The following is a 16,072-nucleotide window of genomic DNA, read 5'->3' on the forward strand; positions in this document are numbered from 1 at the left end:
ACAAACAGCAAGGAAAGTGGTGCTCAATTAACGCATCACAACTTTTATAAAAACTTTAATTTAGTAGCCGGTAGTAACTCATCCCAAAACTTTAGGAATGCTGTCCACCGGTATAGAAGATAAGTAGGAGCATACAATGCCTCAAATCATCAATACCAATATCGCGTCAATTAATGCACAACGCAACCTGGACAATTCTCAATCCGCTAACCAGACCGCCTTGCAGCGTCTTTCATCTGGTTTGCGTATCAACAGTGCCAAGGATGATGCGGCAGGCTTGGCAATATCAACACGCTTTGACTCACAAGTTAGAGGACTCAACGTTGCCATAAGAAACGCGGGCGATGGCGTATCACTTTCTCAAACAGCTGAAGGTGCATTAGGATCAATTACCAATAACCTGCTTCGTATCAGGGACCTAGCACTTCAGTCAGCAAACGGAACAAACAGTGCAATCGATAGACAAGCACTGGACCAAGAAGTTCAACAATTAAAAGCTGAAATAGAACGCGTGTCTCTGCAAACAAACTTTAATGGCACCAACTTGCTCGATGGGTCTTTCTCCGGTGTCACATTCCAAATCGGCTCAAATGAAGGTGAATCTGTTACCGTGAGCATTGAGGGCGCTACAGTTGACAAGCTTGGCGCAGCACAAACTGACGGCGTCAGCTCAGACCAACAAGGTGGCACAACACAAGCAATTGCAGCATTGGCCGCAGGTGACTTAGTTATTAATGGTATTGCAGTTGGTGCTTCTAGCGGTGTAGACGATGCCTTCTCTAGCTCAGACCGAGACAAGAGCGCAATCGCCAAAGCAGCCGCAATCAATAAGGTAGCGGATATTACAGGCATTGAGGCAAAAGTTGGCAGCACTCGCGTAAGCGGTGGTGAAGGAACGTTCGACAACACTGCATCATCTGGGCAAGTTGCCATTAATGGTGTCGACATTGATGTTGCTGCCAGCGACTTACTCAGCGACGAAGCAAACCTTCAAAACATCGCAAACGCAATTAACGAAAAATCCGGGCAAACAGGTGTAGTTGCTGCCTTTAATGGTCGCGCAGACACTGGTATATCGTTATCAGCAGAAGATGGCAGGAACATCGAATTAGCTATAGGAACAACAGCCGGAACCATCACAGATTTAAATGATGTTGGCCTAGCTGGTGCGGCAACTTACTCTGGCTCATTTTCCTTAGTATCTTCCGATGGAGGTCCAATTGAAATCGACACAACAACTGGTGATATTGAAAATGCTGGCTTAGCTGTTGGCAAATTCAGCGGCACTAACAGTGGCGCCATTGGTCAAGCCGTTACAAACACCACATTTGTTACTGGAGATCTTGTTATAAATAGCGTCCCTGTAGGACCAACACTAGCCGCTTTTGACACAGCATCACCTTCTTCTACGAACCCAGAAACCAGCGCCATCGCAAAAGCGCATGCGATCAACCTAGTATCTGATCAGTCAGGTGTTACTGCAACCGTAAACTCTACGTTGGTTAATTCCACAGCAATCGCAGCTCCTGGTGTCGGTATTGGCGAGTCTGGAAGCTTCCTGTTAAACGGTGTTACCATTGAGATCTCGACAAGTGATACAAATACCGTTGCAGACAAACAAAACACCATTATTTCAGCCATAAACAACAAGGCCGGCCAAACAGGTATTCGAGCGGAAGCTTTAGGTTCAGAGTTCCGCTTGATTGCCGATGATGGAAGAAACATTGACGTTGGAGCTTTCACAGGTATCACTCCTGCCAACATCGGCCTAACAGCTAGCACCGAATATAGGGCATCAATTTCTCTGCAATCAGCTGGTAAGATCGAGCTAGACTCAATTACAGGCGACATTGAGAAAGCTGGCTTTGAAATCGGCACCTACGGCGCAGCCGAAAGTGGACAGCTAGTACAAGACATTGATATATCAACATCAGATGGCGCAATTTTAGCTTTGGCTGCTGTCGACAATGCACTGACAACGATAAACTTCCAACGTGCAAACCTCGGTGCGATTCAAAACCGATTTGAATCCACCATCACGAACCAAGCGATTGCAGCTGAAAACTTTACGGAAGCCAGCTCACGAATCAGAGACGCTGACTTCGCCGCAGAAACAGCTGAGCTGTCTAGATCACAGGTATTACAAAGTGCGGGTCTTTCGATCCTGTCTCAGGCGAATGGACAACCACAGCAGGTACTCCAACTGTTACAGGGTTAAACCTGACTTAAAAATATTAAAATAAAAACAGTACTACTATCTATTCTCCAAGCCGGCCTAGCCGGCTTTTTTCTTGTATATCACCTAGAAAACCAATCTTTTCTGGCACGCTCTTCGCTTAGTACTAGACACTACCTTAGATAATACAAAAAAGCGGAAGAGGTTTACCTAATATGAGTCCTACTACTCCTAAGCTCCAACCAATCGTAAATGAATTCAGCGATTGTGAACGTTCTGATATTGCACGCCTGCTTATCCATGCGAATGACCTCTACAAAATGTATAACAGCACCGATACTGCTGTTGAAGACAAGAAGGTTTCTTTGGACAAAGCTTTCAAGCTGATTACTGAAGTCATCAACTTCGACCCGAACAACGCGCCGGCAATGAACCTACTTGGCCGCATAGAGCTTGATAGAGGGAATGTTTCTGCCGCAAAAGAACTATTTGATAAGTGCTTAGAGCACTCGCCTGAAAATACACAATACCTGACGAATCTAGGTTATCTACATATAATTTCTGAAGAGCCTGAGTTAGCAATCAGACAGTTCGAAAAAGCACTTTCAATTGATAATGGCAATAAGAACGCATTTCTAGGTATGGCCAGAGCTCATCATGCGCTTGGCCACTTCGATGTCGCTTACCTCCATTATCGATCTTTAATCAATCATGGCTATGATGACATTACGATCTTGCATGGCATGCTTAACTGCTGCCCTCATATAAAGATAGAATCTTACAACACTCAGCTTGAAGCTGATTTGTTTTTGCTTCTGTCAAAGAGCGAACTGGCTTTAGATAAACTTGCCGGATTCGCCGCGGCATTGCTAGTCAAAAAATATGATTTAAGTAATCCAAATGCGACGATTGAAATGCTTGAAGTCGCAAAAGACCCCTTAGTGTATTACTCCTTACTAAACTGCATTTTACCTGATCCGCATGTTGAAGAATTTATAACGCTATTGCGCCAAAGCATTTTGCTAGAGTGCGTTGAGTCAGGCACCCTTCGGGATGATCTACAAGTGCTAGCTATCGCGATTGCTGTTTATGCGGAGCGTACTAACTTCGCTTTAATCGTTGATGAAGTTGAAGAGGAAAAAGTCGAGCTAATTGATCAATCTCTTCAACATACCCTCCAACACCAATGGGAAGTTGATGAGGTAGCCGGCGCATTGATTGTTGTGGGTATGTATAAGGCATTCTTCTCTCAGACTTATGCAGTTAACTTAACAGCGCTGGAACTAGATCAGTGGCCATCGGCATTATTACCCTTAATGGAGTCATCCCTATATCGTCGAGCTGAGCGTGAATCTTTCAAGCAGCAGTTCCCAGAAAAGAAAAGTGAACTGCTAACTAGTAAAGATGACTTACCGGGGCCATTTCCAAGGCGGCAAACAATCGACTTTTTTAATCAGCAGTCCTTGAAGCAGGAACTAATCAATAACTTCCAGCTGCCAGAATCGGAACTGCCAGAACGCTTACTGCTATTAGTTGCAGGCACCAATGCTTCTCAACGTGCGCTTGAGTATGCTAATCACTTCAACGATGTTGATGTCCTCGCCCTTGAAAATAGTCTAGAGAACCTAGCTGAGTGTCATCTAAAAGCCCATCAAAAAGGCTTATCTAATATAGTGTTTTGGCCACAGTCATTGGCAAAGCGTTTTCTTGAAGATGGGAACCAAATACATTTTGCATCGATCTCGGCCGAAGCACCGGTAGTTGATGCGGAATTCGTTGAATTAGTTAAGCGTCAGCTTTGTACCAATGGCATTCTCAATATAAAGCTGTGTGAGTCTCCCGATAACGCGAGTACCGATATTGAAACACTGGTTGCCAAGCAAGGCCTTCGTAATACCAGCGCAAATATCAGAGCTCTAAGATCCACCATTCTCGCTGACAAATACAGTGCTTATTGGGAAGGTTTGATCAACGAAGAATATTTCTATTCCATTGATGGATGTCGCCAAGCATGGTTTGGGAGCAATGACCAGAAGCCTGTGCTGAATACTGCTATCGAACTTAGCAGCAGTTCTCACTGGCAGCTAAGTAAAGTGCTAAACCACTACGGGAAAGCCGTTTCAACCGCTTTGGCGAAAAAGAATTTACTGAAAATAGCAAAAACCAAGCAAATAAATCATGACTACTCAATTTATTTAGCAAAACGCTAGCAATATTCAGCTCAAACTTGGCCAAGATCATGCGCTAAGTTTGAGCTATAACTTCCTTCCAACGCTCATAGTCAGCCACTTCGTCAACGTCCCACGAGTCAGGAAGCACTTGATAGCTTAGTCCTATCCGACTGCAGCAACTAAGCGTTTGCTCCAGCGCCTTATCACTCCCCCACTCAACACCATCGAGCCAATTACCATTAACTCGGGCCAGAGCTTCTCTGCGTAAGGCTAGTAATACATAACCACCATCTTCTGCGGGTATGATCGCCACGTCATGCTCACTTAATGAATCTTTTACAACTTTCAGGTCAGATACAGTGACATTCGGACAATCACTGCCAATAATCGCAACGCTCTGATAATCAACTAAACTACGCTCAAGGGTATCGCACATTCGCTCACCAAGATTTTCCCCTCGCTGTTCGTGGCAGTCTAAACCTTCTTCTGCAATTAGTGCCTTAAGCTTTTTATGGGCATTTATAGATTCTGCTTCAAGCGAGTCAAACGAAGCACTCTTTTGATCAAACCATAACTGATAGTCACAAGCGATACACTGACTAAATCTTAAAGCAATATCTGCAACAAGCTCCATATGAATAGATAGCGCAGCCTCCTCACCCAAGACTTTCGCAATACGAGTTTTTACATGCCCCAACAAAGGACGCTTAGCAAACTGAACAAGTAAAAACTTTCTCACAGTTACCTCTGCTCAATATTTAAATTATTAGCTCTTCTATCAGGCCAGTCGAATGTTGTTTTTGGCCGCTGGCAGCATATATGGCCAGAAGCTAGACTTAATTCATTATAATCGGCGCGAAGAAATCGTCATTTTTGTTTATACTCAAACCTCAATCTTCAATTCGTTACGGGTAATCATGTCGCAAAGTCTTAAAGCAGTCTCTTTCAATATAGCATGGCAAGAAAGCTTTAAAGAAATTCAGTGCTATGAGGACAAGCAAGTCAATCAAGTATTGCGCGCACTACTGAGCGATAAAGAACTTATTTCCGTGATCAAGAGCCTATTCAAGTCAGACGAAAATCAAGCGCCGATTCAATTTGAGCGTTTAGCTGATATTCACTCGATTGATGCCTTTCAAGCCTGGGTGGCAGAGTCTATATTCCCCTACATAGAAACAAGCTATGATGATTTGAGCGTTTCCGGTCTTGATGAACTAGACCCTGCGACGCCCTATGTTTTTATCTCGAACCACCGAGACATCGTGATGGATCCACTCATCCTTAATAAAGCGCTAAGGGAATATGGCTTCTCTACCTCAAATTGCGCTATCGGTGACAACCTACTTCAACACCCAGCTGCTAACGACCTTGCCTTACTCAACCGCTGCTTTAAGGTCTTCAGATCTCTGAAGTCTCCTAGAGCAATGCTTAAAGCGATGAAAACACAATCTGAGTACATTCGTTATTTACATTTTACACAGCAAGGTAACGTTTGGATCGCGCAAAAGGAAGGCCGGGCAAAAGACAATATAGACAAAACTAACCCCGCCCTGATAAAAATGCTTATCTTAGCGAAGCCCAAGGAACGACCATTTAGCGATTACATGAACGCATTGAATATTGTACCTGTCTGCTTCTCTTACGAGTGGGATCCTTGTGACATTGACAAAGCTCACGAACTGATAAACTCTGAAAACAACTCAGACTATCAGAAAGACCGGTTTGATGATTTCATCTCTTGTAAGAAAGGCCTGAGCGAAGAAAAGGGTAAAATCCATATCGACTTCGGAAATACACTAAGCATCTCTGAAACACACGACCATAAAGATGTCGCTAACCTTATTGATGAAGGGATTCAGAAAGCCTACCGCCCCTTTCCAGTGAACTACGCCAGTTACAAGCGAATCCACGCGACTCACTCAATTCCTAGCAACTTTTCTAAACAAGAGATTAACCAATCGGCCAAGCGACTGGATGAGAGACTAAAAGACGAAAATATCGAGATCCAAAAGCGAGTTTACACAGCCTACTCACAAGTACTGAATAGCTGAAGTATTCCAAGCACAAAGCCTTATACTTAAGCTAACTCTTCTAATAAACCAGTTTTTTTAATTCCAAAGCCTTGAGAGTGGTCAACACCAATAGTTCTTAGAACATTCAGAATTTCATAGTTTTCTACATATTCAGCAACTGTTTTCATACCCATAAAGTGAGCTAACTCATTAATTGATTTGACCAAAGCCTGGTCACGTTCGTTGTTAGCGATATTGCCGATAAACACACCGTCGATTTTAATAAAATCAACAGGAAGTTTTTGAATGTAAGCATAGGACGAAAGACCTGAACCGAAGTCATCTAGTGAGAACTTACATCCAGTCTGCTTTAGTACCCGTATAAATTCGATCGCATCAGCCAGATTTGTAATGGCTGCAGTTTCAGTAATCTCAAAACAAATCATTTCCGGAGGAATCGTGCTAGCTGCAAACTGCCCTAGTATAAACTCAAGGAATGAATCATCACTTAAAGAGTTGCCAGACAAATTAATTGAGAAGCCATCAGATTTAGCAACAGACTCTTCATGTGTCTCCATCCAACGCAATACGTTATGTATCACCCAGCGGTCAACCATCGCCATTCGTCCAAAGTGTTCTGCTGCTTCGATCAACATAACAGGCGGCAATACCTGACCATTATCCCTAACACCCAAAAGAATTTCGTAATGAGGCTTGGCATTGGGGTCGGTGGTGATCGGACGAATTTCCTGACAGCGAAGTGTCAGCAATTCATCGAGATCCTGATCAAGCTTTTGAACCCACTCCAACATCTGATCACGCTTGTGCTGGTCTTTGTCTAGCGCTTCATACAGTACAACGCGATTTCGCCCATGCTCTTTAGCAGAGTCGCATGCGACACCCGCTTTTCGCATCAAGGTGTCGTAGGAGTCAATTTCAACTTCAAAATCGGCAACACCAATACTCACCGTCGTATTGATAGCATGGTCTTCCCAAGTAAAGCTTTGCGAACTGACTTCTTTACAAATATTTTCTGCTACATCGTTTGTCGTTTCAAGCGAACAATTGACCAAAATCATACCAAATTCATTACCACCCAAACGCCCGCAAAATGCATCTTCCAGGCCTTGTGCTTTAATGGTCTGAGCAACATGCTTCAATAAAGCATCACCAGCATGATGCCCATAGCTGGTATTGGTTAAATTGAACTTATCGACATCGATATAAATCAAAGTCGCTTTACTTTGATTAGTAACAGCACCGGAAATACTTTGTTCTAAGCCGCGTTCAAATGCCTGACGATTAAGTAAACCTGTCAATACATCACAACTAGACTGGCTAGCAAGTTCTTCGTAAACAGACTGAACCATTTGATGTAAGCCTTGGTCAACCAAGGGCACTTCATCGTTATCAACAAAGCTTGCTTTATTAGCTTTAAACAGTTCGACCAACTTATCCAAAGGCATATCTTCATCTTTCATGCCTTGGCTATCAACAAATACGAACCGGAAAGACTCACTTCCTGACCAGGCGAGGCGCAAGCATCTGGCACGCCCTTGATCATCTTTTATTTCAACCCATTCACCAACTTTCATCGTCACTACGCGCTTATGCCAATGAGAAGCTTGTGGGTCCTGACCCTGATCTGGACGCAGGTCTTTAATCTCTTTTTCAGTTTTCTCGTAAGGCCATTCGTATCGATCAATCTTGACGAGCAGCGGATCAACATCATGGAACAAACAATCTTCCAGTCGCTGCAATACCGTCTCATATCCAACAGGCCCAACAATTGTTAACTCTTTTGTGATTAGTTCTAATATAGAAGGCGCTTCCAACTCCATTTCTAGTTCAACGGCCCATTGGTCACTATCATCAACCTCTTCACCCAACCACGATAAAAGTACATCTACAACATTTAATGCTTCGGTATAGCCTTCACTTGTTTCGCCATCGCGAACAGCGACTAAGGCCAAATGCTCACGCCACCCGGCTTTATCAAGAAGCTCCATCAGTACAACCGGAACTGACTGTCCCTGCAAAAGTTCATTAAGGTCTGTTACAACTTTATGACGAGCACTTGCTACCTTTTGCTTTCCCTCATAGGCCCGAGCAATGCGATCCGAATTACGTTTTTGCGCGATTGCTTGGCGTTCTAATAAATCATCTAGCTCTTTTACAACTTTTTCTATCGCTTGATCATCATGGTCAAAGTCACTTACAACCTTACCGATATAGCGATCCAAAACTTTCTCTAGTCGTTTCTTATCAGACTTCTCGCTCGCTGAAAGCTTGGCTAGTTTATTCAACAATTGACGCGCTGGATGCGAAGCATTAGAGAAGAAAGTTTTATCTCGAAGAACTACCTTAAGAATAGTGAGTTTAAGTTTTTCTAACCAACGCTCGAGCAAACCACTGACACCGATTTTCTCGACAATGACTTCGAAAAAGCGATCCGTCACATCGATTAGCTCGGATTCTTGCTGGCCAATATTCTTGGCACCGCCCGGCATTTCACTTAGACCACTTTCAATCCAAGTACGTAACTTCTTACGTTCGATTAGCTCGGTATCATCTCTAACTTGCTGTAATTGGCTAATTGCACCAACTAACTGAGCAGGCGCGTATTGACCTACAGGTATACTTTGCGAGTTTGCATCGATTTCTTCCCCAGCAGAAGCTAAGCCTAATTGCCCCCCACTAGTAGAGGAGGTGTGCAGACGTGACAAAGTATCTAATGTGCTGTTTTCTTGAGCTTTATATTGGTGGCGATTTTCAAGGATAGACGCGGCTGAAGAGCCCCCTCCAATAACTGGTGCATCACTCAGCCCTTCAACATTGTGATTTACTGTCTCTTCGGCTGAACTGGCTTCTTGTGCGGCATCTGCTTCACTTTCTGTCTTTGTTAACGGCTCTTGAGTTTGCTTAGGCTTGTAATTAACTTGGACTTTTTTGACAGTGCCGATTATCTCAAGATATGACTCTCTTAAGTCTTCAAGAAAGCTACGAGACAGCGCTTTATAGATGACAATCTGGGGAGCCGCCGGGATTTCTAGTTGCTCGATAGCTGTTTTTAAGGTGCTGAAAATTGCATGGGGTGCCAGAGGACAATCTTCCTTTCCAATTGTTTCTCCAAACAGGTACGAAACAATTAAACAAACCTCATGAAGCTCGTAACCAAGTTCAGCTTCTAGGTACTTGATACCCATATTGGCACTAAGCCAATCTTCAAAGTCATCTTTGGAGACAAGACTAAGTGAGTCAAGGTCAAGCTTATCGCCACCATGCGGCTTTTGTGTATCAGTTTTCACTTGCTCTAGTTCATCACTGAGCACCTCTTCATTTGATAAACTCTGCTCAACCTCCTTCAGAGCGCCAATAGCATTGTTTGCAACCTGTGCAGCAAACCATTCACTATTTGCTTCTAGAAGATTAATGGCTAAAGAAAAATCCGCTCGCAGCCAATCCTCAGCATCCTCTAGTTTCTTATATAACTGAGCTGAGGTAGCGTGAATCGCTTTTCCAATGCCGTCATTAAACGACACGGCAACCTGCTGGGCTAACGCCTGCAGCAACTGGGTCTTAAGCTTGATGGATACGGAAAATTCTGCCATGAAAACCGATATTAATAGGAACTTTAGTTAACTAGTGTCTATTACGGCTAATCTAAATACCTGATTTAACAAGTTAAGTATTCAATATGTTACAAAAAACCAAGAAAAGGAAAAAAACTGTAAAATGTCGGGGAATCCCTACCTATCCTTTGATATCATTACGCGATAGGTCGGGACTCCCCTGCTTTCATTCAGGAAAACTTATGAACCAGCTGTTTGTTAACAACCTCAGTGTTATCGATTTCTCTTACTATGACTTTCAACGCGGGATACTCGGTGAAAGCTGGATCGTGGACATAGTGCTTAGTGGTGAGCTGGATGATCAGGGAATGGTCTTTGACTTCGGTCATGTAAAAAAGCAGATTAAGCAAATAATCGATGAAGAACTCGATCACCGCTTTGTGATATCAGCACAAGCCAAAAACCTTGAAGTAAAACAAGATAAAGGTGTGTGTGAGCTAAATTGGAAAAACGTCATGGGGTCTTATCAACACATATCCCCGGAATCAGCGGTGCTAGTACTTGATGTAAAAACCATCAATACTAAAACCGTTGCAGCTTATCTCGAAACAATAATTCTTAATGCCCTTCCTGACAATGTCAGTAAGGTCGAACTTTCTCTTAGTGAGGAGCACATTGACGGTGCTTATTACCACTATAGCCACGGCCTCAAAAAACATGACGGCAACTGCCAGAGAATCGTTCACGGTCACCGTTCAAAAATTGAGATATTTGAAAACCACCAACGAAATTTCGACTTAGAAGACTATTGGGCGGCTTGCTTCCGAAATATTTATATAGGTACGCAAGAAGATATTGTCGAGGAGTTTGATATTGACGGTAAAGCGCACGTAACGTTTGCCTATAGAGCACAACAAGGTAAGTTTAGTGTTACGCTCCCTGCCAAACGTGTCTACTTAATTGATAGCGACTCAACTGTTGAGTTAATTGCTCAACATGTCGCCCTACGCTGTAAAGAAATGAAGCCCGCCAACCATTATCGCGTCAATGCCTACGAAGGCGTCGGAAAAGGCTCTATTGCTGTTTCCAAATAAAGACACGCCCCTTACATAATTCGTCGGAAAGTTAGATTAATTCGCTCTGCAACCTCGCGTCGAGTTTTTGGCGCCTGGTGTAACCAATTCTTTTGCACGCCGGATTTCATTAGCAATAAAGAACCGTGCTCAAGCTCCAGCTGATATTTTTCTCCCTCTTTCCTTTTGTGTTTTAGCTGGAAGTAGCGACTTTGACCAAAGCTAAGTGAAGCGATAATCGGGTCAGGGCCTAAGCTTGATTCGTCATCACTATGCCAGGATACGCTGTCTTGACCATTACGGTAGCGGTTGACCAAGACACCATTGAATATTTCACCCGTACGCTGCTCTACCAAGATCTTTATATTTTGCAATAAGGGCGTCCAGTTTTTCGGCTTTGCAGCGATCCCAGAATAGCTGTAAGAGATGTTAGGATCACCATACCATGCACTGAGCCGCGGTATTGGGCGCTCGACACCATACATTTGAATATACTCTTGCTGCCATTCGATATCGCAAAGCAAAGACTTAAATAAGCTGTCAGCTTCACTGCGAGAATAAAAGTGACGGTAATAACTTAAGGCCCCACCATCTAAGCCAATATCAATTGCTTCTGGGTAAGCGTGAGCACTAGTTTCAAATAGATCTTCTGTCATCGATATATTATGAAGCTAAGACACAAAAAAAGGGAAGCTCTATGCTTCCCTTTTATAGATAAACCAACTCAGGCCAAATCAGTTTATTATATTGTCGCGTTGACTGCGCTTCTATTTATACTCCGTAACTACAGCTAGCAGCTTAGGCTACGTCTTGCGCTGATTTCATTTTTGCTTTCATTTCCTCACGAAACACTTCGATTGGGTCATAATGCAACCGGTGTGGATCCATATCGTGCTTCATTGTCCACATCATATAATCTAATAACTCTTGCTGTGCTTTTTCTTGTGCTTTACGTGCGCTACGGATATTTACAACATTTGATGTTTCAGTCTTTTCCACCATTTGTACTTCGTTGTTAGTTGCGAACATATTTATCACCCGTCAATTTAATCTGCTAATTAATCAATTTTTTGTATTTGTACTTCTCTTTGAAGTACATTTTTATTTAGTTGATTCACATTAAGCGATTAGCATGCCAACTTCATAAATAACTTTGATTACTTTTTATTTTCTTATTATATTCAATACCTTATACACAAACATATTTCACTTAAAAGTCTCGAGTACGGATTTCGTCAAACATAATACCTACTAACACCCAGTAAACGTCAAAAATCCATCAGGCAGATTTGATCTGCTAATCCCCCTCCTTTATGAGCCTCTAAAAAACAAATTTAACTGAGTATCGGCAGAGAAAAACACATAGAACAACTACAGTAGACAAGTAAATAGCCCGAAAAAGACTGAGAGAAAGTAACAATGGCTATACTCAACTTTCTACAGGCGAAAAAAAACCTCGATATCAAATTGATATCGAGGTTTTTTATATGGCGTCCCCTAGGGGAGTCGAACCCCTGTTACCGCCGTGAAAGGGCGGTGTCCTAGGCCTCTAGACGAAGGGGACAGTAAACTGTCCTGAATGATTTGGTGGAGCCATGCGGGATCGAACCGCAGACCTCAACGCTGCCAGCGTCGCGCTCTCCCAGCTGAGCTATGGCCCCGCACTGGTGTGCTGTGCATCATTCAACGGGGGCGTATATTATTGAAGTCTCCCCCCCGAGTCAAGACTATTTTTACACTTCTTTTAACTTTTTGATTTCTGCGCTAAGCGATTGATATTCCTTCTCTACTCGCTTGGTTTCTTTCTTGGAAAAGCCACCCAATATGCTAACAGCATGACGCAGCCTGGCACGACTCATATCTGGCCCTAAAAGCGCCATAGAATCGACTACTGACCAAGAGTTTGGTGTACCAGCAATAGCGATAAAGATTGGCTGCATGCAATCACCTATCTTAAACTCCATCACCTTGGACAAAGCCTTAATCTCGGCAAAGATATTATCTTTGTTCCAATCACGTAATGATTCCAATTGCCACAAAGCAAACTGCAACACGCGTTTAACTTGCCCTTCTTCTAGTTTTTTATGCGCAAAATCTGCAGCCTGTAATTCCAGCATACCTGAAAACATAAAGGTGCTTAATGGTGCGATGTCAGCAAAGGTCGATACACGCCCCTGTACATGCTCAACCAAAGGTTTAAGGTTTGCCTCGTTGAATGCCCAAGCTTGAGCGCGCGCCATAAATTCGTCAGCACTTAGATTTTCACGAATCCACACGCCATTCAACCAGCTTAGCTTTTCGACGTCGAAAATCGGTCCACCAAGCGAAACACGTTTAATATCGAAGTTCTCAATCATTTCCTGTAGTGTAAATTTCTCACGCTCATCAGGCATAGACCAACCCATTCGCCCCAAATAGTTAATGACTGACTCGGGTAAAAAACCAGCACGCTCATAATAATTAATACTGGTTGGGTTCTTACGCTTGCTTAGCTTGCTCTTATCCGGGTTTCGTAATAATGGCATGTGACATAGCACAGGCATCTCCCAGCCAAAATACTTATACAACAACTGGTGCTTAGGTGCCGAGTTAATCCACTCTTCACCACGGATAACATGCGTGATCGCCATCAAATGGTCATCAACTACATTCGCCAGGTGATAAGTAGGCATACCGTCTGACTTAAGCAGAATTTGAGAATCGACCTGAGACCAGTCAATCTCTATCTTGCCACGTAACATATCGTCAATTTCGCAAACACCTTCGTCCGGAACTTTCATACGAATAACATGCGCATCGCCACGAGCTAAACGTTCTTTGACTTCGTCACTAGATAACTCAAGGTCACCTTTAATCCCAGGGTTTAAACCCGCCGCTTTTCGCTCTTCACGAATCGCATCAAGCTCTTCTGGTGTACGAAAACAATAAAAGGCATTACCCTGTTCGACCAACTGCTCGGCATAGGCACGATAGTCGTCTTTTCGCTCACTCTGGCGATAAGGCCCATAATCACCACCTACATCTGGACCTTCGTCCCAATCAAGCCCTAACCACTTCATTGAAGATAAAATATCACGTTCCGATTCTGGCGTGCTTCTCGCTTGGTCAGTATCTTCAATTCGAAGGATAAACTTACCTCCGTGTTGCTTGGCGAAACACATATTAAACAATGCAATATATGCTGTACCAACATGAGGGTCACCCGTTGGGGATGGTGCGATTCGTGTTCTTACCATTTGTGTCATTAACGTTATGCCTATCTGATTTTTTACTGTGTCAACGCTGGTATCGAGCGCTTAAATATTATCTGTATACCTTACTAGCCGTAACCACCAACAAAGGGGTTGTTGGCTTTTTCATGCCCTATGGTCGACATCGGGCCATGACCCGGAATGAATTTCGTTTCATCCGCCAATGCCCAAAGCTTAGATCGAATCGACTTCGCAAGCGTGTCGAAGTCGCCCTTAGGGAAATCCGTACGCCCGATTGAGCCTTGAAAAAGAACGTCACCAACGACCAATAAATCACTACCTCGATGGTAAAAAACGACATGGCCTGGCGTATGACCAGGACAATGTAGCACTTCGAGAATCTCGCTCCCCACTTCAACCGTATCGCCCTGTTCCAGCCACTGGTCAGGCGTAAAGATCTTGGCAGCAGGAAAACCAAACATCTGGCTCTGCTGAGGCAGCATATCAATCCAAAACTTATCTTCTTTATGAGGGCCAACGACAGGCACCCCACTCTGCTCAGCTAAATCCGCCGTTGCACCGGCATGATCAATATGCGCATGTGTCAAAATTACCTTATCAAGCTGAAGGCCTAAAGATTCAAGCTCAGCCAAAATTTTGGGTAAATCACCACCAGGGTCGACAACTGCCGCTTTTTTACTCTGATCGCACCACAAAATTGAGCAGTTCTGCTCAAAAGCCGTTACCGGCACTATCTTATACTGTAAACTCATGAAAAAATTACCGATAGAAAACAAGCTTATATCGCTGCTATATAGTTTGTGACAAGGGATTAAACTAATCGTCCGAACTGCACAGCAATTTTCTGACATGCATTATCCCTGAAGAAGAATGAAACTCAACCAAAAACGTATAAATGGATGCAAGGAAATGCCTTCAGTCAGCTATGCGTTAGTCACAATAAAGGACGATAACGATGCTGCTTAAATATAGCTACCCCTCAGTCAAACGGTCTTCAAAGTTTACTGCACTCATACTCGGTACAGCGCTCTCTGGCTGCTCATTTATTGAACTAAACCCTGGAGCCAAGCACATCATCTTTGCCAATGACGAGAACTGCGAATTGATCAATACATTTGAAGCGAGTGTACCGACAGAAAACGCTTTTATTACACGAAGTGATAAAGCCATAAGTGAAGAACTTCAAATTCTGGCACAGAACGCAGCATTTGAGCAAAAGGCAAATGCGATCTGGCCAGAGTCAGAGATTCTTGAGGGAAAACAACGCTTCAAGTTACTGCGATGTGACAGATAAACAAGTGCTTACGAGTACTATACCAACGCAAACAACATGGCGAGCCACAACACTGCTAAAGCCATCATACTCGCAGCAAAGCTCGCAAACCTTAGGCTGACATTGTTGTTACCCAAGTGGACAAAAGAATGTACTAGCCGCAAAGCCACATACAACCAAGCAGCGACAACTGACACAAGACCAACGCTATCCGTGATATAAGTGAGTATAACCCCAACATAAAATAAGGGTGGTACCTCAAAGTGGTTATGAATATGGCGAGTGAGAATATGGAGCCTTTGCGGCTCCTGCCCTTCATTGTATGAACGATAGTACTTCATACTAACTTCACCGCGTTTAATTGCCGCAAAGCGTGTTAACCCTAGTTTAAAAACTAAAAAAGAGGTTAATAAAAACATCGCGATAGCGGGATAGATAATTCTAACTGTATCCATAAAAGTCTCGTCTATTGTTGTGGAGTACCTATCTATTGTGCGGTATTGACTAATGCACAAACGCAAGACCACATTCACATAAAGCGAGACCTTGGTCAATCACTTGTATAGACTTGAAACTCTGTAGA

At 43.3% G+C, this 16,072-nt stretch carries 12 protein-coding genes and 2 tRNA genes; 5 read left to right on the forward strand and 9 right to left on the reverse strand.

Features of this window, described 5'->3' with window-relative positions; genetic code table 11:
* The first annotated feature begins 136 nt into the window (after positions 1-136).
* Both A3729_RS15765 and A3729_RS15770 read left to right on the forward strand, forming a co-directional pair.
* Positions 137-2,218 (forward strand): flagellin, encoded by a 2,082-nt coding sequence (locus A3729_RS15765; RefSeq protein ID WP_068507177.1) that lies wholly within the window; start codon positions 137-139, stop codon positions 2,216-2,218.
* A 173-nt stretch (positions 2,219-2,391) separates the two neighbouring features.
* On the forward strand, positions 2,392-4,386 hold the full coding sequence (locus A3729_RS15770; RefSeq protein WP_068507180.1) for a M48 family metallopeptidase: 1,995 nt from the start codon (positions 2,392-2,394) through the stop codon (positions 4,384-4,386).
* 34 nt (positions 4,387-4,420) lie between these two features.
* Here the strand turns inward: A3729_RS15770 and A3729_RS15775 are convergent, their stop codons facing one another.
* Positions 4,421-5,086: a TIGR04282 family arsenosugar biosynthesis glycosyltransferase gene (locus A3729_RS15775; RefSeq protein WP_068507183.1), complete on the reverse strand. Its 666-nt coding sequence runs from the start codon at positions 5,084-5,086 to the stop codon at positions 4,421-4,423.
* A 52-nt stretch (positions 5,087-5,138) separates the two neighbouring features.
* On the opposite strand from A3729_RS15775, the gene A3729_RS15780 reads away from it, so the two are divergent.
* Entirely contained in the window at positions 5,139-6,398 is a 1,260-nt protein-coding gene (locus A3729_RS15780; RefSeq protein WP_068507188.1) for a 1-acyl-sn-glycerol-3-phosphate acyltransferase, read from the forward strand.
* Between the two features lie 26 nt (positions 6,399-6,424).
* Here A3729_RS15780 and A3729_RS15785 read toward each other — a convergent pair whose 3' ends face one another.
* Complete coding sequence (locus A3729_RS15785) at positions 6,425-9,970, reverse strand: DUF1631 family protein (RefSeq protein WP_068634059.1); 3,546 nt, start codon at positions 9,968-9,970, stop codon at positions 6,425-6,427.
* A 203-nt stretch (positions 9,971-10,173) separates the two neighbouring features.
* Here A3729_RS15785 and A3729_RS15790 point away from each other — a divergent pair, with 203 nt between their 5' ends.
* A complete protein-coding gene (locus tag A3729_RS15790; RefSeq protein ID WP_068510568.1) occupies positions 10,174-11,025 on the forward strand; it encodes a 6-carboxytetrahydropterin synthase in 852 nt (283 codons plus the stop codon).
* Between the two features lie 11 nt (positions 11,026-11,036).
* Here A3729_RS15790 and A3729_RS15795 read toward each other — a convergent pair whose 3' ends face one another.
* From A3729_RS15795 to A3729_RS15820, 6 genes are all read right to left on the reverse strand, one after another.
* Positions 11,037-11,660, reverse strand: coding sequence for an alpha-ketoglutarate-dependent dioxygenase AlkB (locus A3729_RS15795; protein ID WP_068510570.1), 624 nt, complete (start codon positions 11,658-11,660; stop codon positions 11,037-11,039).
* 142 nt (positions 11,661-11,802) lie between these two features.
* Positions 11,803-12,033 (reverse strand): hypothetical protein, encoded by a 231-nt coding sequence (locus A3729_RS15800; RefSeq protein WP_068634060.1) that lies wholly within the window; start codon positions 12,031-12,033, stop codon positions 11,803-11,805.
* 459 nt (positions 12,034-12,492) lie between these two features.
* Positions 12,493-12,568, reverse strand: a tRNA-Glu gene (locus A3729_RS15805).
* Positions 12,569-12,589: 21 nt separating this feature from the next.
* A tRNA-Ala gene (locus A3729_RS15810) sits at positions 12,590-12,665 on the reverse strand.
* 72 nt (positions 12,666-12,737) lie between these two features.
* A complete protein-coding gene (gene gltX / locus A3729_RS15815) occupies positions 12,738-14,249 on the reverse strand; it encodes a glutamate--tRNA ligase (protein WP_068634061.1) in 1,512 nt (503 codons plus the stop codon).
* A gap of 74 nt (positions 14,250-14,323) precedes the next feature.
* Positions 14,324-14,968: an MBL fold metallo-hydrolase gene (locus A3729_RS15820; protein ID WP_068510655.1), complete on the reverse strand. Its 645-nt coding sequence runs from the start codon at positions 14,966-14,968 to the stop codon at positions 14,324-14,326.
* Positions 14,969-15,171: 203 nt separating this feature from the next.
* Between A3729_RS15820 and A3729_RS15825 the strand changes: the two genes are divergently transcribed.
* Positions 15,172-15,510, forward strand: a complete 339-nt coding sequence (locus A3729_RS15825) for a hypothetical protein (RefSeq protein WP_068507198.1) — start codon at positions 15,172-15,174, stop codon at positions 15,508-15,510.
* A gap of 17 nt (positions 15,511-15,527) precedes the next feature.
* Here A3729_RS15825 and A3729_RS15830 read toward each other — a convergent pair whose 3' ends face one another.
* Positions 15,528-15,944, reverse strand: coding sequence for an MAPEG family protein (locus A3729_RS15830; RefSeq protein ID WP_068510580.1), 417 nt, complete (start codon positions 15,942-15,944; stop codon positions 15,528-15,530).
* Positions 15,945-16,072 lie beyond the last annotated feature (128 nt).

It is taken from the genome of Oleiphilus sp. HI0043 (genome assembly GCF_001634935.1).